The organism is Thaumasiovibrio subtropicus (assembly GCF_019703835.1).
In the GTDB taxonomy this organism is placed as follows: domain Bacteria; phylum Pseudomonadota; class Gammaproteobacteria; order Enterobacterales; family Vibrionaceae; genus Thaumasiovibrio; species Thaumasiovibrio subtropicus.
The window spans coordinates 793,261-812,221 of sequence record NZ_AP023054.1 but is presented as its reverse complement, the minus strand read 5'-3'; the positions used below and the strand labels follow the sequence as shown (position 1 = coordinate 812,221).

The window sequence follows — 18,961 nt, the reverse complement described above, 5'->3', positions numbered from 1 at the left end:
AGTCCACTAGATCTTCAAAACAGTGTCTTGTTGACAAGCCTAGAAACTCTCGCTGAACAAGCATCTTGAGGTGGCTTGAGTATACTGCTATCAAGTGCTATTGAACTCGCTCTCCCTTCATCGGTCTTATCAGCGATTTCAACGTAAACTCGCAACACCAGCGATTCTCGCTGACAAAGGAATGAACATGGTATCAGCAAACACCCCGTCCGCTTGGCGTGTCTACTTAGAAAAGAAAGTGCTCATCATGCTTGCGCTGGGTTTTTCTTCAGGGCTCCCCATCTTACTTGTCTTTGGTACCTTGTCATTCTGGCTCCGTGAAGCCGATGTCAGCCGAACAGAAATTGGTTTTTTCAGCTGGGTTGGCCTTGCGTACGGCTTTAAATGGATCTGGTCGCCGCTAGTCGACCGTTTCCCTCTCCCTGGTCTCGCTAAGCTTTTTGGTCGGCGCCGCAGTTGGCTATTGCTTTCGCAGGTACTTATCGCTGCCGCCTTAGTGGGCATGGCGACAACAGATCCCAATAAACACCTCGCCTTACTCGCTATCTTTGCCGTCATTGTCGCCTTTTCATCGGCAACGCAAGATATTGTGGTTGATGCCTATCGTATTGAACTCGCCGAAGAAAGATTACAAGCCGCACTGGCAGCAAGCTATATGACGGGTTACCGCTTGGCAATGATCCTTGCTGGCGCAGGTGCATTGTCTATCTCGGCTTTTGTGGGTTCCGATGCAGAATACGTTATCGCCGGGTGGCGGATCTCTTACCTCGTGATGGCAGGCTTTATGTCAGTCGGGATCATCACCACCCTACTCATTAAAGAGCCAAAAATTGATATGGCAGAGATCGCCGGACAAGAGCAACAGGTGCGTCAGTCGATGCTCAATCGAGGCGTGCACCCGCAACTCGCTAAACTGGGTGCTTGGTTCTTCAGTGCCGCCATGATGCCATTCATTGATTTCTTTAAACGTTATGGCAAGAGTGCACTTCTTATTCTTGCTCTCATTGCAACTTATCGTATCTCAGATGTGGTGATGGGTGTCATGGCCTACGCCTTTTACGTTGATGTTGGCTTCACCAAAACAGAAGTTGCTTCTATTTCAAAAGTCTACGGCGTTATCATGACGCTGCTCGGCGCTGGTCTGGGTGGCATATTAGTCACGAAATTTGGTACGTTACGTATTCTTGCCGCGGGTGCCATCATCGCAGCAATTACCAATGCACTCTTTGTCGTCCTTTCCTATACAGTCGATGCTAACTTGCTTGATTACCTTACCCAATATACAGGCAACAGCGAACTTCTGATCTCTTTCGCTAACTATGTCAATAACAGCCCTGCTCTCTACAACATCTTGCACCTACTCGGTGATAAGCGCTCCTTGTTGATCGCGGTGATCAGTGCCGACAACCTCGGGGCAGGCATTGCAACAGCGGCCTTTATCACCTACATTTCGAGCCTCACAAACGTGGCTTTCTCAGCCACTCAATATGCCGTGTTCAGCTCCATCATGTTACTTTTCCCTAAGTTTGTTGCTGGTTTTTCAGGGCTGTTTGTTGATCAATTTGGCTACGATGTCTTCTTCCTGTGCTCAGCACTGATCGGCTTCCCTGTGCTCGTTCTCATTTATCTGGTTAGCCGACTCCCTACCCACACTTCATCAGGCGATGATCAAGGTAAAGAATCAGCCCAAAATAAGCTCGCCACTTAATCAACACACGTAAACTGGGGGAATATCACTTCCCCCACCTCAACATAGACAGTAATCATTCCACTTTTTAGACGGCCATTCGCCCTCTTCTTGTTTAAAACATCCGCAAACGCCATTTCTCTATTCAAAAAAAAGCCCTCACTGCTGTCCAAAATCGAGCCGGCTTAGTCATCGACTGCAAATATTTGTTCAATCAATAAGCAAAAAACATGACACGCATCACTATTTTTTCGGATTTGAAATCGATTACAGTCGATCTAGATCACATTTAGAAATCGTTTGCGCAATCGTTACATTCCAATTTGTGACTTTCCACCATAGAATGCCCAGCACCTATTCAGGGTACGGATACTCCTGAACGAAACTCCCTATTGAACTGATGAGACAAGCACTATGCGTAAAACACTTTTAGCTATGAGCCTAATGGCAGCCACTGCTGCTGTACCTGCACACGCTGAATACCTATACGGTTTCGGTAGCCTAAGCGTTAACCACCTAGATTGGTCTAAAGGAACAGAAGAGCGCGCTGGCGGCTTCAAAGAAGATTTCCTTTACGTTGAAATTGAAGGCGGCGCAGGTTTTGATTGGGGTGAGCTTTACGGCTTCTTCGATGTAGAAAATGTTCAAGATGGCTCTAGCGAAACACGTGTTGCAAGCAAAGGCTCTATCACTTACAAAACTGGCCTAGATGAGCTACGTCTATACGCTCACTCTTACTCGACCGAAAACGGTGGCTGGCACATCCGTAACACCGTTACTGGTCTATCGTACAGCTTTGCTGGCGAAGGTTGGTTCTTCAACCCATTCATCGGTTTCCACCACACTAACACTGCTGGTTATGTTGGCATGAACGGTGGTATGGCTGGTTGGGTTGGTGGCTACAACTTTGACGCATTCGGTCAAAGCTTCAGCATCAGCAACTGGAACGAAATCGAGTTCAGCCGCAAAGATGAGTACCTAGCCCTGAGCGAGAAAGACAGCACAGGTCTTAACGGTGCACTTGCACTTTGGTGGAACGTGACTGAAGACGTAACCACTGGTGTTCAGTACCGTTACTCTAACAACAAGCTAGGTCAAGAAAACTACGCGAACGCGTTGATCTACACAGTGAAGTACAACTTCTAATCGAAGTCACTACTGCCCTTTTCAATGCCTCAGCTCGCACTGGGGCATTGTTGTATTTGTGATAAGCTGTGCCTATTAACCTCATGACATACCCACGCTAATTAACATGGGAATAGAGAGATAAGCATGAAAATCACCGTTGTTGGCGCAGGGGCAGTTGGGTGCCTGTTTGCTTGCCAACTTCAAGAAGCTGGCCATCAAGTGCACCTTTGGACAAGGCGTACCCCAGTCACTTCGCTCAGCTTCACCGCGCTAACAGAGCAAGAAACAACCTATACCTTTGCCAGTAATGATCCCCAAGCGCTCACCGCCAGCGAGATGGTGCTCATTTGTGTTAAGGCCTTCCAAGTAAACGCCGCTATCAGTGCTATTCGGCACTACCTCAACGCACACGCCATTGTCGTTGTCAGTCATAATGGCATGGGCACAACCGCTGATTTACTCCAAGCGCTGCCACACCACCCACTACTCTTTGCCACCACATCGCAAGGGGCACTCAAACCTCAACAAGCGAAAATTATACATACGGGTCAAGGTCCGACGTTTCTGGGAGCGCTAAATACGGCAGGAGAACAACCGCAACTCGCGGCGCTTTTCCATCAAGCGACTGGGCACTGTGAATGGCAAGCAGATATTCACGCGAAACTCTGGCAGAAACTGGCGATCAATTGTGCAATTAACCCACTCACAGCACTCGAACAAGTCGCTAATGGCGAGCTTGCCGCATCACAATACCGGGGTCAACTCATCGCTCTCTGTGAGGAGATAGCTTCTGTCATGGATAAAGAAGGTTACCCGACATCCGTCGAGTCTTTAATGACCACCGTACTGAGCGTTATCAAAGCTACAGCAGCCAACTATTCCTCAATGAATCGCGACATTCATCACCACCGACAGACCGAAATCGACTATATTAGCGGTTATCTGATCCAATGTGCGCACCAACACGCCCTTTCCGTGCCAAACAACAAGGCACTTTGGCGCGCCATCAAGCAACGAGAACAAGTATGACAACACCGCAACCTGACACCCAATCTACCGCAATCAACGTGGCGGTATGTATCGCGCCTGGCACTGAAGAGATGGAAGCGATCAACACTATCGATATGCTTATCCGCGCCGGATTTCGCGTGACGATTGCCAGTGTAGCGTCAAATGGCGAGCTCATTATGCCGGGCTCGAGAGGGATTAAACTCGTCGCGGATACACGTCTTGTTGATATCGCGGATGAGCAGTTTGATGCCGTGGTGTTACCGGGCGGTAAACCGGGCGCAGAGTGTTTCCGTGACAATCCCCTATTAGTGGAATTTGTTACCCAACATAAGTATGACGGCAAACTCATCGCTGCTATTTGCGCAGCCCCAGCTCTCGTATTAGAGCACCACCAGCTGTTCCCTGAAGCGATTATGACCTGCCACCCTGACTTCATGGCAATGATTCCCAAAGCACGCTGTCGCACAAAGCGTGTCTTCTTTGATGTGAACTTTAACCTCTTAACCAGCCAAGGGCCGGGCACATCTCAGGAGTTTGCACTCGAAATCATTGTTCGTCTTGCAGGTAAAGATAAGGCGGCCGAGGTCGCTAAGCCGATGGTGGTATGGCCTAACATGAATTACGATATTTTAGGCAAGGAATACCAAGTGTAAGTCACCTCTTAGGCAACTTTTCACAATAAAAAAACCCGGCGCGATGCGTCGGGTTTTCTTTAGCAACAGAATCATCAAAGCGCTTAAGGACGGTACACCTTCACGTTCGCAAAACCGTTTTCCTGTAGGTACAACGCCTGTAAACGACTCATGACACCACGATCACAGTAGAGCAAATAGGTTTTCGATTGATCCAGATCGCCGAACTGTGTTGCCAATTTGTAGAAAGGAATGTGTTTCACTTCAACGCCATCGATCTCTAATGGGCTTTCATCTTCCTCATCCGGGCTTCGGATATCCAGCACCACTTCTTGATCGGTGATCTCCTCAACCATTTCAATCTCAGGTGCTTGCTCTTGGCTCTCTTTCTCGATGGTACGAATATCGATAATCCGAGCATCTTGAACCACTTGTTCTAGCAAGCCAAAGTCGAACTTCGCTTCTTCTGTCTCTAACTTTTCTTTCACTGCTTTAACAGTCGGATTTTTGGAAATAACGCCACAGAACTCTGGCATTGTTTTCGCAAAATCTTCCGTACCGATATCGCGCGCAAGGTTGATGATGTCGTTCTTATCCCAGTTGATTAACGGGCGCAGAATCAAACTATCGGTAACACCATCGATGTGACGCAGGTTAGTCAAGGTTTGGCTTGATACTTGCCCTAATGCTTCACCTGTCACCAGTGCTTGGATACCAAAACGCTCAGCGACCATACCAGCGGCGCGCATGAACATTCGCTTCAGTACCACACCCATTTGACCATCGTCGATTTTCTCTAGAATTTCAGCGACAACGGGCTCAAAATCAATCGAGATAAACTTCACTTTTGCAGATGAGCCGTACTTATTCCAAAGGAATGAAGAGACTTGCTTTACACCAATCTCGTGAGCTGGGCCGCCAAGGTTAAAGAAACAATAGTGAACCTTACTACCGCGCTTAATGTGTAAGTAGCTTGATACCCCAGAATCGAAACCACCAGAGATAAGGCTAAGTACGTCTTCTTGTGTCCCTAGAGGGAAGCCACCAAGGCCTTCATAACGTGCCAGTACTTGGTTTAGCTTTTCGTTATCAACCTCAATGTTTACCGTAACATCAGGCTTCTTCAGTTTCACTGATGCAGAGGCAACTGCCTGATTTAGGCCACCACCAACATATCGCTCTAGCTCAATCGAGGTAAAGTCATGCTTACCGCGTCGCTTAGCACGCACACAGAAGGTTTTGCCTTCCAACTGCGGGGCAACCAGCGCTAGCGTCTGCTCATAAATATCATGGAGGTCGGTGAACTCAGTTTGTTGCACTTCCAATACATGGTGAATACCCGGTGTGTTGGTCAGCACTTCAAGGACAGTTTCACGCAGTGAAGCTTGTTTAGGAACCACTTCAATGTGATCACGACGGTTATACACCGCTACCGCATCCGTTTTGCGCTTAAGAATAATTCGGATATTACATTCCAGAATTTTAGTGAAACGCTTACGAACTGAATCACTTTTTACAAAAATTTCTGGGTGCGGCTTAACAATAAATTTCATGTCACATTCGCTAGTTGGTTCAAGAAGAAAGGCGCGGATTATACAACAAGCGTAGGATGGGGTGAACTGATCACACAATAAAAACAGGGCCGATATTGTCGACCCTGTTATCTATCAAGAAGATGGCTCACTCGTCACTTCATCGGAAAAGTGCGGTTTACCTTGGTTTACCGCTATTTCTACTCGTCGATTGGCTCGACGGCCTTCTTCCGTTTTATTGTCTTCAAGAGGCATAGTATCTGCCATTCCGACAACGCGTAAGCGGCTATGATCAAAGCCTCGTACCCCTTCCATCTCTTGCGCCACCGAGACTGCACGTTGTGCGGAGAGATCCCAGTTTGAACGATAAAGTTCTGAATCTAAAGGGCCGCTGTCGGTATGCCCGGTCACGGTGACTTCACCGGGAACATCTTTAACCAACTCAGCTATCTGACGGACAAGTGGACGAAACTTGGGTTGCAAGAACGCAGATCCAGAAGGAAAGGCACCTTTCTCTTTGATACGAATCACCAACTGCTGACCAAGGCTTTCTAGCTCAATGGCCCCTTCGACGATCTCGCGTTCTAATGCTTGTTGAATCACTTGCATGAGTTGCTCTTGCGCCTGATCCATTTCAGATTCACTGTTTTCATTCTGCTGAGTCGCGACCGTTTGCGATTGACCACCCGTCAACTTACCCTGCTCACGCTGCGTACCACTCGCACGATCGGTTTCCCCTTCATGAAAATCCAGCGAACGCTGCGTCATATCGATCGTTTGCTGCATGATCACTTCAATCGGAGTTGGCTCAGGACGGCCCGGACGAAACTCTTGGGCAATGACGCTGGTGCCTTTGGGAATGTCTTTTACTTCCAACATGTTTTGCACACCAAAAGCAAATTTCATGGAGCCCGCAATTTGCTTAAACTTCAATACATCCATCTCTGAAAACGAGAGCAGAAGTACGAAGAAGCACATCAACAAGGTTGCCAAATCGGCAAAGGTCGCCATCCAAAGCGGTGCACCGGGTGGGCATTTACAATTGTCTTCTTCTTCCATCTCTGCGCTCCGTTAACCCGCGTCCGCATCAACGGTTCGTTTTTTCTCGTTGAGATAATTTTTCAAGAAACTATCGATCACTCTGGGGTTCTGACCATCTTGTATCGCTAGCACACCATCCATGATCAGACGCCGATTAAGCTTTTCCTCCTCTTTGCGAAGCATCAGCTTATCCGCAATAGGCAGACAAACCATGTTGGCAAACATTGAACCGTAGAGTGTTGTTAAAAGTGCAACGGCCATTGCCGGACCGATCGATTTCGGGTCATCCATGTTCGAAAGCATCGCAACCAGACCGATAAGCGTACCGATCATGCCCATCGCTGGCGCGACATCGCCTAACGCCGACCAGATACCTGCGCCCGTTTCGTGACGCTCCGTGGTCATGGTAATGTCTTTAGAGAGCGCATTACGAACAACATCGGCATCATGACCATCCACTAACAAGTCGATGCCTTTTTGCATGAAGCTATTCGTAATCTCCATCTCTTCCAGCGCCAAAAAGCCACCTTTACGTGCAGCATCGGCCATCTCTACAATCTTAGCGATCAGATCTTCGGGCTTGTCCGTTTTAAACATGAACGCCTTACCCATGATCTTAAACCCGCCTAAGAACTGGCCAAGGTTATATTTCATTAGGGCAACGAACAAACTACCACCAAATACGATCAAGACTGACGGTATATCGATGAACATCGAGAGACTACCGCCGAGTAACATCGCCATGATGATGAAACCGAACGCTCCCAGCATCCCTAACAGCGTAGCTAAATCCACACTTATTCCCCTTACGTGACGCGCGTAAAACTCGTATTCTTAAATTACCCTAACTGATTCATACCGATCAGTTTCTGAATAGAAACGAGATCTTAGAGTAATCACAACCTTTTTATATTACCGATTATTCGCTCTATCGGCAGTAGCTATTCGCAGTTTAGTTATTTTCCTGTCAATCGGTTAACTTTGCGACGTTTTGCGTATGAATCATTGCAGCATCTCTCTTATTAACTGCGATACAATTTACATTTTAAGATCACTACGATAAATTTTCCGCACTTTGACCAAAACGAAACGAGACTATGGCGAGTAAAAAACCCGAAAACATGAGCTTTGAAGCAGCAGTCACCGAGTTGGAACAGATCGTGGCGCAGCTCGAGTCCGGAGACCTGCCCCTCGATGACGCTTTGAAGAAATTTGAGCGCGGCATTGCTTTGGCTCGCCACAGCCAGCAAACCTTGAGTAGCGCGCAACAAAAGATTGATATTTTGATGCAAGCTGATGATACCGCTCCGCTCGAAGAGTACCAACGTGACTGATATTACGGATTTCAAAGCACACTTATCGCAATACCAGCAACGTAACAATCAACAGTTGCTTGCTTGGTTAGATGCCCAGCCTCATCAGGACAATGCGTTAATCGACGCAATGCGCCATGGCGCGCTTCTGGGTGGAAAGCGCGCCCGCCCTTACCTCGTCTATTGTGTCGGCGAGATGCTTGGCACGGCAATAGAAGATCTTGATGCGCCCGCCGCTGCCATTGAATGCATTCACGCGTACTCCTTGATCCATGATGATTTACCCGCAATGGATGACGATGACCTCCGCCGAGGGCAACCGACTTGCCACAAAGCATTTGATGAAGCGACGGCCATTTTAGCGGGAGACGCGTTGCAATCGTTGGCCTTTGAGATTCTCGCCGATGGCACAATGCGTCAAGATGCGAAGCGTATACAAATGGTCAGTGCACTATCGCGCGCTGCGGGCTCATCCGGCATGTGCCTTGGCCAAGCGCTCGATTTACAAGCAGAAGGCCATCAAGTTGGCTTAGACGCACTAGAACAAATTCACATCAACAAAACTGGCGCGCTGATTCGTTGTGCCGTAAAGCTTGGGGCGCTTGCAAGCGGTGACATCTCGAGTGACGTCATATCGCATCTCGATCGTTACGCCTATGCCATTGGCTTAGCATTTCAAGTTCAAGACGACATTCTCGATATTGTTGGCGATACTGAAACACTCGGTAAACCGCAAGGTTCTGATTTAGAGGCAGAGAAAAGTACCTACCCTGCCCTGTTAGGATTGGAGCAAGCGCAACAAAAAGCGCAAAACCTCTACAAAGAAGCGCTACACGCTTTGACTCAGATCCCTTACAATACCGAACCACTGGAAGTTTTTGCCCGATACGTCATCGAGCGTAACAATTAAACCCACAATAAACAGCGCTGTAATATATGACATTGGATATTTCTAAATACCCGACATTGGCTCTGGCCAATACACCAGACGAGTTGCGATTAATGCCTCGAGAGTCACTGCCGGGTCTTTGCGACGAGCTACGTGCTTATTTGCTCAACTCCGTCAGCCAATCAAGTGGCCACTTGGCTTCTGGTCTCGGTGTCGTCGAGCTGACCGTTGCGCTGCATTATGTCTACAACACCCCATTTGACCATCTGGTTTGGGATGTGGGTCATCAAGCTTATCCACACAAGATTCTGACAGGTCGACGCGATGCGATGCCGACCATTCGCCAAAAAAATGGCTTACACCCTTTCCCATGGCGTGAAGAAAGTGAATACGATGTGCTGTCTGTCGGCCACTCATCGACCTCCATTAGCGCAGGCTTAGGAATGGCGATTGCCGCCGCGGCAGAAGGCAAAGGACGTAAAGTCGTCAGCGTTATTGGTGACGGTGCGATCACAGCGGGCATGGCCTTCGAAGCCATGAACCATGCGGGCGACGTTCACGAAGACATGCTTGTTATCCTCAATGACAATGAAATGTCTATCTCTGAAAACGTCGGCGCATTGAACAACCGTCTCGCACAAGTGTTATCCGGCAGCACCTATGCCAGCATCCGCGAAGGCGGTAAGAAAGTGCTTTCCGGCGCGCCACCAATCAAAGAATTGGTACGACGCGCCGAAGAGCATTTGAAAGGCATGGTTGTACCAGGCACGCTATTTGAGGAGCTCGGCTTTAACTATATCGGCCCAATTGATGGACACGACGTTGAAGAGCTAGTCAAAACCCTGAAGAACATGCGCAACCTAAAAGGCCCGCAGTTCTTACATGTGATGACCAAAAAAGGCAAAGGCTACGCGCCAGCAGAGAAAGATCCTATCGGCTATCATGGTGTACCGAAGTTTGATCCCAAAGCGGATTCACTGCCTAAGTCGGCCGGTAAACCTACCTTTTCCAATGTGTTTGGTGACTGGCTATGTGATATGGCCGCACAGGATGAGAAGCTGATGGCGATCACGCCAGCGATGCGAGAAGGCTCTGGCATGGTACGTTTCTCAAAAGCGTACCCTAAGCAGTATTTTGATGCCGCGATTGCCGAACAGCACGCTGTTACGCTGGCTACTGGCATGGCGATTGGAGGGTACCACCCTGTGGTGGCTATCTACTCGACCTTCTTGCAACGCGCTTACGATCAGCTGATCCATGATGTGGCGATCATGAACCTCCCCGTCATGTTTGCGATTGACCGAGGCGGTTTAGTCGGCGCAGACGGTCAAACACACCAAGGCGCATTCGACCTCAGCTTCATGCGATGCATCCCTAACATGGTGATCATGACGCCGAGTGACGAAAATGAGTGCCGCCAGATGCTCTACACTGGCCACCAACATCAAGGCCCTTCTGCGGTGCGTTATCCTCGTGGTAGTGGTTGCGGCGCTGATATCCAACAAGAGATGACCGCGCTTGAGATCGGAAAAGGCCGTCTCATCCGTGAAGGTGAGCGTATTGCAATACTCAATTTCGGCACCTTCTTGCCGAGTGCGCTCGCGGCGGCAGAAGCCCTCAATGCGAGCGTTGCTGATATGCGGTTTGTTAAGCCTCTCGATGAAGAACTCATCACCAAGCTGGCCGAGACTCATGATGTCATCGTCACCTTGGAAGAGAACGCGGTAAAAGGTGGCGCGGGCAGTGGCGTTATTGAACACTTAATGGCGACCAAACAGCCTAAGCCTGTATTGACACTTGGCCTACCTGACCATTTCATCGAACAAGGCACTCAGCAAGAGCTTTACGCTATGCTCGGCCTCGATAGCGAAGGGATCGAGCGACAGATTCGTGACTATCTCGCAGATTAGTGCCTAATCAAACGATGCTTTAAATGCCTGCAAGTTGCAGGCATTTTTTATTTCACCAGTACCGCTCCTTCATAGGGTGACAGCGTTAACGTATCGCTGGCCTCATCAACACTGCCATCCCAGTTCACGCGACGGTATCGCGCTGGCAACAGCAAGGTCTGTGGTTCAGTTTGCAGTGCACGTTTATCAGCTCGGCTAGCACCGGCAAAATACACCACGAGCCCGTTCTCAAACTGCCTTGCTATCGCGCGAGCAGGTTCGGACCAAGGCCAAGCTTTTTCCCCTGCAATCCAAAACCAACCGGAAGGCTGCTGTTGTAACAAGACACCGACTTGCTCCGCTTCTTGTCGATCTTTGAGTACCCAAGGCACAGGATCACGCTTTGTTAAAACAGGTTTGCCTAAGTCATGTTCTAGCATGGCGGTCGGTCGATACGCTTGATTTTTCGCGATACCTGTTTGATACCAATTGCGGTTATCTGTTGGGCCACTACCGTAATAAAAGGTCTGATTCCAACTGTGGTAATAAGTGAGTTCGGGATGGTGGAACAGGTAATACAATGCGAGTCCGGTCGCGATATCTTGATGCCATACTTGCTCGCCCTGCTTTTCTTGAGCACTGCGGCTAAAGCGGGTGGTTGTCATCAACAAGCTTTTATCGCCCAATGCCGTCAGGGCAAAATGTTCCCATCGTCGCTGCAATGCGTGTAACCCCATTCCCGGATAGAGATAGTGTTCGCGCAGCCACACGTCAAAGACTTCTCGCAACTCGGCAGGCCAGTGGCGATATCGCCATAGGTTTAACTCGGAGATATTGGCCGCGAGTTGTACCTCAGGAAGCTGTTGCTTGAGCTGCGTGAAAAACCGTGCCATCTGTTTCGCATATTCAACGGCAGCTTCATCGGTGCCTAATGGGGTGGTCATTTCAGCAATCGTCCCCCCCTGAATCACCGCGAACTGATTTCGCCCGAGTAGCTTAGCCATATCATCATTGTACGCACCACTGAGCCCTTGACGCTGCCAGTCATATTGATACCAAGCTTGATGTACTCGATTGACCTGTGGATGACTAAAGTTAGTCCGCATCCAACATGTTCCGGGCCACATATAACCCACGGGCAATAGACGTGCTTGAGAGGCAAATCTTGCTGACGCCTGGGTATTCACCCGTTGCGCATACTCTTCATCATCCAAATAGCCATCGCCATCCAAGTCATTACGCCAGTCCCAGCCGGGAATGAAGAGTTGTTGCTGCCCTATACGTCGCACGCCATAATCAATAGTCAGACGATCGACAACGATACGCTGCGACCAACTCAGCCGCGCAACATACACGGGCATTTGTGCGCTTAACGCCACATGACCGGTATTAAACACAAACTCTCCGACACGCGGATTGACTGCCATCATGCGGTCACTTAACCACCACAACTGCCGTTTACTGTCTCCTTCGTCGGCCAAGATCTCCCCTGTTAAAGGTTGCCAACCACTGATCTCATCGCCCGGCTTTGCTGCTAAAGCGGCGGTAACAGTCAGCGCTTCAGGCATGACGGTGTCAATGGCGAGGAAAGGCTGTCCTGACACGAGGATTAAAGCTTCATCTGCGGCTAATTGGAGGGGTAAACGCGCAGTACGCAGCACTCGCCCTTTTTGAATCATCAGATGAAGCGGCTTACCTGCAATAAATGCATCAGCACGGGTAGACAGCGCGTCAAAGGCAAGTACCGTGTCAACGCCTGCATGAAGATAAAGATGCTCAGGATTAATTTCTTGTTGCCACAGCTTGCGATGCAGCCATGCTTCTTGCTCTCCCGCTAAACAGTCGAGTTTTTGGGCATACATGTAACCGAGCGCAGTGGTCTGTCGGTTCAAGGCAACATCTTGCAAACTCCCGAACACCATGTCGCTGTTCTCTGCTTCCCACTGTTTGACCGCCTCAGCGCGCTGTCCTAGCTTCTCCCATCCTCCGGGTAGCACCAAGCCATACTTGGGCGCTGCATTAGCGCTGCTATATAGAAAGCCGATTGAAACAAGAAGTATTAACTTGATGATAAGTCGTGCCATTTTGTCATCCCCCGCATCATGAGTGTAGACGCATGTGACGCCAACCAAGAGACGACTGAGTAGCTAGAAAGAAAAAAGCCAGCAAGTGGTCGCTTGCTGGCTCTATCTTTTACCAAATTTAGGCCGCACAGGGCATTACCACCAATAGTGGTCGAGACCCCACAAGCAAACGGCCGTCATCACACCAGCAACGATATCATCAATCATGATGCCAAAACCGCCATGTACATGGCGATCAATCCAACCTATTGGCCAAGGCTTCGCCATATCAAAAATACGAAATAGGAGGAAGCCTGCCAAAATCCATTGCCAGTTCACAACAGGGACAAACGCCATGGCAAGCCAAAAACCGACAAACTCATCCCAGACGATACTACCATGATCATGGACCCCCATATCATCCGCCGTTTTTCCGCATATTCGAATACCTATCACACCCGTGATAATCACAATGGCAAGATAGATAAACAACGGCAGCTTTACTAAAAGGAGGTAGAAAGGAATGGCAGCCAAGGTCCCCATAGTGCCCGGAATAATTGGAGACAAGCCACTACCAAACCCAACCGCTAAAAGGTGCCATGGATTGCTTAACTTTAGTTTCTGCTTAGGATTCATCTGTTTTTCCAAAATGATCATAGCCCTTCAGTGGCCAAGTAACTGGCTTTCCAGCCGTGGTTATCTCAAGATGTGCCGAGTCGGTAATATGTCCAATGCAATGCACGGGTAGATCATGGAGTTCGAGCGCTGCTGGTGCGGTAAAGCACAAGGCATATTCTTCGCCACTCGCCAGTGCCATCTGCTTCGCACGTTGCTCATCCCCCTCACAATGGGTAATCAACTCAGCACTCAGTGGCAGCTTATCCGCATCGATAACAGCGCCAACTTGTGATGCCTTTAGAATATGACCAAGGTCTGCGATCAGCCCATCCGAGATATCAAGCGCACAACAAATCTTACCGCTAAGAGATTTAACCAAAGACAGTGGAGGATAACGTCTGAAATGACGTGAGAGCAATGTCGATTTCACATCGCTTTCTAAACGAGGATCCAGAACATAATCTAATCCTGCTTGACTATCGCCAAGTTCAGCAGAGACATAAATCTTGTCTCCTACTTTCGCATTGCACCGCAGCCAAGCTTCTCCACGAGGCACAGTACCATGAATGGTGACGGTAATGGCTAATGGGCCACTCGTGGTGTCCCCCCCCACTAATGTCACGTTGTAGTCCTTGGCCAACGTAAAAAAGCCATCGCAAAAGCCTTGCAGCCACTGCTCATCAATGGCTGGCAAGGTCAACGCTAGAGAGACCCAAGTCGGCGTTGCGCCCATCGCGATAATATCGCTCAAATTAGAGCTCAATGCTTTATGCCCAACCCAAGCGGGGTCTGCATCAGATAAAAAATGCGTTCCGAGTACCATGGTGTCGGTACTGACCACTAACTGGTGACCATCAGGCACCGTCATCAAGGCGCCATCATCACCAATCGCGAGATCCACGTCTTCTCGATGGCTTCCTTGTTGATTGAAGTAGGTCTCGATTAACCCGAACTCCGTTTTCACTGCGCTCGTCATGCACCTTAATCCCGACGATTAAAAAAGGCCAGCAATGCTGGCCTTCCATCAACTACTCTGTGCTTATTTGCGGATAGAAACCGCAACTTTATCCAGCACACCATTTACAAATTTGTGGCTGTCTTCTGCACCGAAGGCTTTCGCAAGTTCGATACACTCATTAATAACCACTTTGTAAGGTACGTCTTCACGTTTGATCATTTCATAAATGGCCATACGTAACAGCGCCAGCTCCATCTGATCCAGATCTTGCAGCGGACGAGACAGGTATGGACGCATCTTGCTATCCAACTCAGTGTGGCACTGTACAACGCCCACTAGTAGGTCACGGAAGTAGTTCACATCCGTTTGCGGCTCTGCTAATGCAGGGGCATCCGCTTGATGCTCTTCTTCTTCAAAATTGTCACCCGATAGGAAGTGTTGCTCGATGTTTGCAACATTTTCCTGAGTGATTTGCCAAGAGTAAATAGCTTGCGCAGCAAATTGACGCGCATTTCGACGTGCGGCTGGTTTCACACTAACCCCCATTAGGATTCAATTTGGGACAGGACATTAACCATTTCAAGCGCGCTCAGTGCAGCCTCTGCCCCTTTATTACCAGCCTTGGTTCCAGCACGCTCGATGGCTTGTTCGATAGTATCAACCGTCAGTACACCGAAGGCAACTGGCGTGTTGAACTCCAGCGCAACCTGCGCCAGACCTTTATTACATTCACCGGCAACGTAATCAAAATGTGGTGTACCACCACGGATCACTGAGCCTAATGCTACGATCGCATCGTAACGATCACTTTTCGCAACTTGCTGAACAACCAAAGGCAACTCGTAAGCACCAGGACAACGCACTACGGTGATATTGTCATCGCTCACCTGACCTTGACGTTTTAGTGCATCTAGCGCACCTTCAAGCAGGCTTTCGTTGATAAAGCTGTTGAAACGAGAAATAACAATCGCAACTTTCGCATTTGGTGCCGCAATGGCGCCTTCAATTACCTTCATGGGCCTTCCTGTGACGTTTTCCGGTGAAGAATAGAGCCCGATAGAATAGTGCTACCGGGAAACCGCGGGAGTCTATCACATTTTGACAGACTCCGGCTATAACCAATTAAGTAGGCAGCCGCTTCTCATGACGGCTGCCACGTTGAGCAAATAACTTAGCAGACGCGTCGACTGCTATTACTCACAAATATATTCAACAATTTCAAGACCAAAGCCTGATAGCGAGTGATAACGCTGATTCGCTGACGAAATCAACCGCATTTTAGTGACCCCCAGATCGGCCAGGATCTGAGACCCGACACCCACTTGGCGGCTAGTATCTTTCGGATTGGTCTTGATTTGTGGTTGTTGCTTATCTTGATCGGCATACCACTGAATCTTACTGACGATGTTCTCTTGTGACTCTTCGCGACCGATAATCACTAAAACACCATTCTCTTCAGCAATTCGTGCCATCGCTTTTGGCAGCGTCCATTGACTACCATTGCCTCGCTCTGAGTGCAGCAGATCCTTGAAGACATCTTGCAGATGAACACGTACCAATGTTTCACCTTCAGAGCTGACCTCACCTTTACGCATCGCGTAGTGAAGTTGATTATCAATGGTGTCACGATAAGTAATCAGATCAAAATCGCCAAACTCCGTCGGAAGCTTACACTCGCCAATGCGCTCGATCGTGGTTTCGTTAGCAATACGATACTCAATCAAGTCAGCAATCGTACCCAGCTTTAAGCCGTGCTCTTTGGCAAACACTTCTAAGTCTGGTCGACGCGCCATCGTGCCATCTTCATTCAAAATCTCAACGATCACACTGGATGGTTCACACCCTGCAAGACGTGCGATATCACAGCCGGCTTCGGTATGACCTGCACGCGTTAGTACACCACCTTCTTGTGCTTCCAACGGGAAAATGTGCCCCGGCATCACAATATCAGCTGGGCTCGCCTCTTTTGCTACCGCCGCTTGAACGGTTACGGCACGATCTGCCGCAGAGATGCCCGTTGTCACACCTTTCGCCGCTTCAATCGAAACGGTAAAGTTTGTGCTGTACTGCTCTGTGTTGTCTTGCACCATCAGAGGCAAATTAAGCTGCTTACAACGCGCTTTCGTCAGTGTGAGACAAATCAAGCCACGACCATAACGCGCCATAAAGTTAATCGCTTCTGGTGTAACCTTTTCTGATGCCATGATCAGATCGCCTTCATTCTCGCGATCTTCATCATCCATCAAAATAACCATTTTTCCCTGACGAATATCTTCAATGATTTCGGCAGCACTGCTTAAAGCCATGGCAACAACCTCAATTAACTGTTATTTGATTATTAGCGTAAAAAACCACTGCGAGCGAGTAAGTCCATGGAAACATCCGATTCAGACTTCTCAGTTGCTCTGCCTAGCATTAAACGCTCTAGATAGCGGGCAATCACATCAACTTCCAAGTTGATCTCTCTGCCTGCAACAAAAGATTCTATTGTTGTCTCTGACGCCGTGTGCGGTACGATCGTCAACTTAAACTGATCGCCTTTCACTTCATTCACGGTCAAGCTGATACCATCCACCGCGACCGAGCCTTTGTGGGCAATGTATTTACTGAGCTCCGCTGGCGCTTCAATCCAAAACTCAATCGCACGACCTAACGTATTGCGCTCACGCACCGTCGCGATACCATCCACATGGCCCGACACCATATGACCACCAAAACGTGTCGTCGGTAACATGGCTTTTTCCAAGTTGACTTGTTGACCCACTTTATAGTGGCGAAACGCAGTAAGATTTAGCGTCTCTAACGATAAGTCGGCCGTGTAACTGGTTGCGGTTTGACTCACGACAGTCAAGCACACCCCATTCGTCGCTATACTATCGCCTAACTTGACGTCAGACATATCGAGATGATGAGACTCCACCGTCACCGAGACATCTTCACCTTTAGGGGTAATGGCAGTAATTGTTCCTACCGCTTCAACTATTCCAGTAAACATACTTATCCTGACGTTAGTCCTCTCGTGTACCAACACGAAAGTCATTAGCTATCTATAAATGGCTCTGCATCTTACCGCAGAATCAATCGGAATAAACAGGGGTGGCGATAATTCGAATATCCTTGCCGACCATGCGTAGGTCTTTAATCTCAAGGTCGACCACGTCACTCATTGCTGAGAGGTTAAGCGCCCCTATCAAACTTCGGCTGTCACCCCCCATCAGTTTAGGCGCCAAATAGAGGATCAGTTCGTCCACGGCTTTTGCCGCGAGTAGCTCACCAGCAAATCTTGCTCCAGCTTCAACAAAAACTTGATTAAGGTCAGCTCGACTTAAGGCCGCTAATACACTCTCAATGGAGTCATCCTGCAATGCTAACCATGATGTATGGGGATGATCTCGCCAGTGTGGATTCTCTGCTTGGCTTGCTATTCTCACCTCACCCTGCTGAGTGCAACGATGCGCTGATGTGACACGCTGATGGCGATCGACAATCACTTTGATCGGTTGGCGGAGATCCGCTTGAGGATACTGCGCCTGAATTGAAGGGGCCAATTGCTCCCAGCGCACGTTTAACTGCGGGTCGTCAGCCAGTACCGTCCCACTGGTTGAAAGAATCGCATCTGCTTGCGCGCGTAAAGATTGCACATCTTGGCGCGCAGCCGCAGAGGTTATCCATTTGGATTCCCCATTTGCTAGTGCTGTCTTGCCATCCAAACTCGCCGCCAACTTCAATTGAACAAAAGGACGGTTTTGGGTCATCTTTTTGATAAAACCGGGATTCAATGCCAAGGCTTCTGCTTCGAAAAGACCACTCTGTGTAGCGATCCCAGCAGCTTCCAACATGCGTAAACCACGACCAGAAACTTGGGGATTAGGATCGACCATGGCGCACACCACGCGATCCACCTTGGCTTTGATCAACGCCTCAGCACAGGGCGGCGTGAGTCCATAATGGGAACATGGCTCTAACGTAACATAGGCCGTCGCACCTTCTGCTTTTGCCGCTGCCTGACGAAGCGCAAACACTTCGGCGTGAGGCTCACCAGCTCGATAGTGCGTACCTTCCCCGACAATGTGATCACCGTGCGCAATCACGCAACCCACACGAGGATTCGGTGAAGTGGTATAACGACCGCGCTCAGCCAGAGCCAACGCACGCAGCATCATCTGTTTATCTAACGCAGTAAAAGCGGATGTCATCCTT

18 protein-coding genes are annotated in these 18,961 nt (G+C 49.0%); 7 read left to right on the top strand and 11 right to left on the bottom strand.

What is annotated here, in order from left to right; all coding sequences use genetic code 11:
- Positions 1 to 187: 187 nt before the first annotated feature.
- The 4 genes from TSUB_RS03825 (at position 188) to TSUB_RS03810 (ending at position 4,479) form a co-directional block, all read left to right on the top strand.
- Positions 188 to 1,708 (top strand): AmpG family muropeptide MFS transporter, encoded by a 1,521-nt coding sequence (locus TSUB_RS03825; protein ID WP_087024318.1) that lies wholly within the window; start codon positions 188 to 190, stop codon positions 1,706 to 1,708.
- Between the two features lie 393 nt (positions 1,709 to 2,101).
- Positions 2,102 to 2,833: an outer membrane protein OmpK gene (locus tag TSUB_RS03820; RefSeq protein WP_087024319.1), complete on the top strand. Its 732-nt coding sequence runs from the start codon at positions 2,102 to 2,104 to the stop codon at positions 2,831 to 2,833.
- A gap of 126 nt (positions 2,834 to 2,959) precedes the next feature.
- Positions 2,960 to 3,844 (top strand): ketopantoate reductase family protein, encoded by an 885-nt coding sequence (locus tag TSUB_RS03815; protein WP_087024321.1) that lies wholly within the window; start codon positions 2,960 to 2,962, stop codon positions 3,842 to 3,844.
- Positions 3,841 to 4,479 (top strand): DJ-1 family glyoxalase III, encoded by a 639-nt coding sequence (locus tag TSUB_RS03810; RefSeq protein ID WP_087024323.1) that lies wholly within the window; start codon positions 3,841 to 3,843, stop codon positions 4,477 to 4,479. The genes TSUB_RS03815 and TSUB_RS03810 overlap by 4 nt, the downstream gene beginning before the upstream one ends.
- A gap of 83 nt (positions 4,480 to 4,562) precedes the next feature.
- Here TSUB_RS03810 and thiI read toward each other — a convergent pair whose 3' ends face one another.
- From thiI to pomA, 3 genes are all read right to left on the bottom strand, one after another.
- Positions 4,563 to 6,011 (bottom strand): tRNA uracil 4-sulfurtransferase ThiI, encoded by a 1,449-nt coding sequence (gene thiI / locus TSUB_RS03805; RefSeq protein ID WP_087024325.1) that lies wholly within the window; start codon positions 6,009 to 6,011, stop codon positions 4,563 to 4,565.
- Between the two features lie 114 nt (positions 6,012 to 6,125).
- Positions 6,126 to 7,049, bottom strand: coding sequence for a flagellar motor protein MotB (locus tag TSUB_RS03800; protein ID WP_087024327.1), 924 nt, complete (start codon positions 7,047 to 7,049; stop codon positions 6,126 to 6,128).
- 12 nt (positions 7,050 to 7,061) lie between these two features.
- The gene (gene pomA, locus TSUB_RS03795; RefSeq protein WP_087024328.1) at positions 7,062 to 7,826 is read right to left on the bottom strand and encodes a flagellar motor protein PomA; all 765 of its coding nucleotides are present in this window, start codon (positions 7,824 to 7,826) and stop codon (positions 7,062 to 7,064) included.
- A gap of 302 nt (positions 7,827 to 8,128) precedes the next feature.
- Here pomA and xseB point away from each other — a divergent pair, with 302 nt between their 5' ends.
- From xseB to dxs, 3 genes are read left to right on the top strand one after another with little or no spacing between them, the layout of a single operon-like run.
- Positions 8,129 to 8,365 carry an exodeoxyribonuclease VII small subunit gene (xseB, locus tag TSUB_RS03790; protein ID WP_087024330.1) on the top strand — a complete coding sequence of 79 codons (237 nt, stop codon included), beginning with the start codon at positions 8,129 to 8,131 and terminating at the stop codon, positions 8,363 to 8,365.
- Positions 8,328 to 9,254 carry a (2E,6E)-farnesyl diphosphate synthase gene (gene ispA, locus TSUB_RS03785; protein ID WP_087024332.1) on the top strand — a complete coding sequence of 309 codons (927 nt, stop codon included), beginning with the start codon at positions 8,328 to 8,330 and terminating at the stop codon, positions 9,252 to 9,254. Before xseB ends, ispA begins: the two co-directional genes overlap by 38 nt.
- A gap of 26 nt (positions 9,255 to 9,280) precedes the next feature.
- Positions 9,281 to 11,143, top strand: coding sequence for a 1-deoxy-D-xylulose-5-phosphate synthase (dxs, locus tag TSUB_RS03780; RefSeq protein WP_087024334.1), 1,863 nt, complete (start codon positions 9,281 to 9,283; stop codon positions 11,141 to 11,143).
- 47 nt (positions 11,144 to 11,190) lie between these two features.
- Here the strand turns inward: dxs and TSUB_RS03775 are convergent, their stop codons facing one another.
- The 8 genes from TSUB_RS03775 to ribD form a co-directional block, all read right to left on the bottom strand.
- On the bottom strand, positions 11,191 to 13,206 hold the full coding sequence (locus TSUB_RS03775) for a hypothetical protein (RefSeq protein ID WP_087024336.1): 2,016 nt from the start codon (positions 13,204 to 13,206) through the stop codon (positions 11,191 to 11,193).
- A gap of 135 nt (positions 13,207 to 13,341) precedes the next feature.
- Positions 13,342 to 13,821 (bottom strand): phosphatidylglycerophosphatase A, encoded by a 480-nt coding sequence (pgpA, locus tag TSUB_RS03770; protein WP_087024338.1) that lies wholly within the window; start codon positions 13,819 to 13,821, stop codon positions 13,342 to 13,344.
- Entirely contained in the window at positions 13,811 to 14,779 is a 969-nt protein-coding gene (gene thiL / locus TSUB_RS03765; protein ID WP_087024340.1) for a thiamine-phosphate kinase, read from the bottom strand. Before thiL ends, pgpA begins: the two co-directional genes overlap by 11 nt.
- A 63-nt stretch (positions 14,780 to 14,842) precedes the next feature.
- Positions 14,843 to 15,307: a transcription antitermination factor NusB gene (gene nusB / locus TSUB_RS03760; RefSeq protein ID WP_087024342.1), complete on the bottom strand. Its 465-nt coding sequence runs from the start codon at positions 15,305 to 15,307 to the stop codon at positions 14,843 to 14,845.
- Positions 15,307 to 15,777 (bottom strand): 6,7-dimethyl-8-ribityllumazine synthase, encoded by a 471-nt coding sequence (ribH, locus tag TSUB_RS03755; protein WP_087024344.1) that lies wholly within the window; start codon positions 15,775 to 15,777, stop codon positions 15,307 to 15,309. Before ribH ends, nusB begins: the two co-directional genes overlap by 1 nt.
- Before the next feature lie 177 nt (positions 15,778 to 15,954).
- Positions 15,955 to 17,067 (bottom strand): bifunctional 3,4-dihydroxy-2-butanone-4-phosphate synthase/GTP cyclohydrolase II, encoded by a 1,113-nt coding sequence (gene ribBA, locus TSUB_RS03750; protein WP_087024346.1) that lies wholly within the window; start codon positions 17,065 to 17,067, stop codon positions 15,955 to 15,957.
- A 32-nt stretch (positions 17,068 to 17,099) separates the two neighbouring features.
- Positions 17,100 to 17,756 (bottom strand): riboflavin synthase, encoded by a 657-nt coding sequence (locus tag TSUB_RS03745; RefSeq protein WP_087024347.1) that lies wholly within the window; start codon positions 17,754 to 17,756, stop codon positions 17,100 to 17,102.
- An 82-nt stretch (positions 17,757 to 17,838) separates the two neighbouring features.
- Positions 17,839 to 18,957: a bifunctional diaminohydroxyphosphoribosylaminopyrimidine deaminase/5-amino-6-(5-phosphoribosylamino)uracil reductase RibD gene (ribD, locus tag TSUB_RS03740; RefSeq protein ID WP_087024349.1), complete on the bottom strand. Its 1,119-nt coding sequence runs from the start codon at positions 18,955 to 18,957 to the stop codon at positions 17,839 to 17,841.
- Positions 18,958 to 18,961 lie beyond the last annotated feature (4 nt).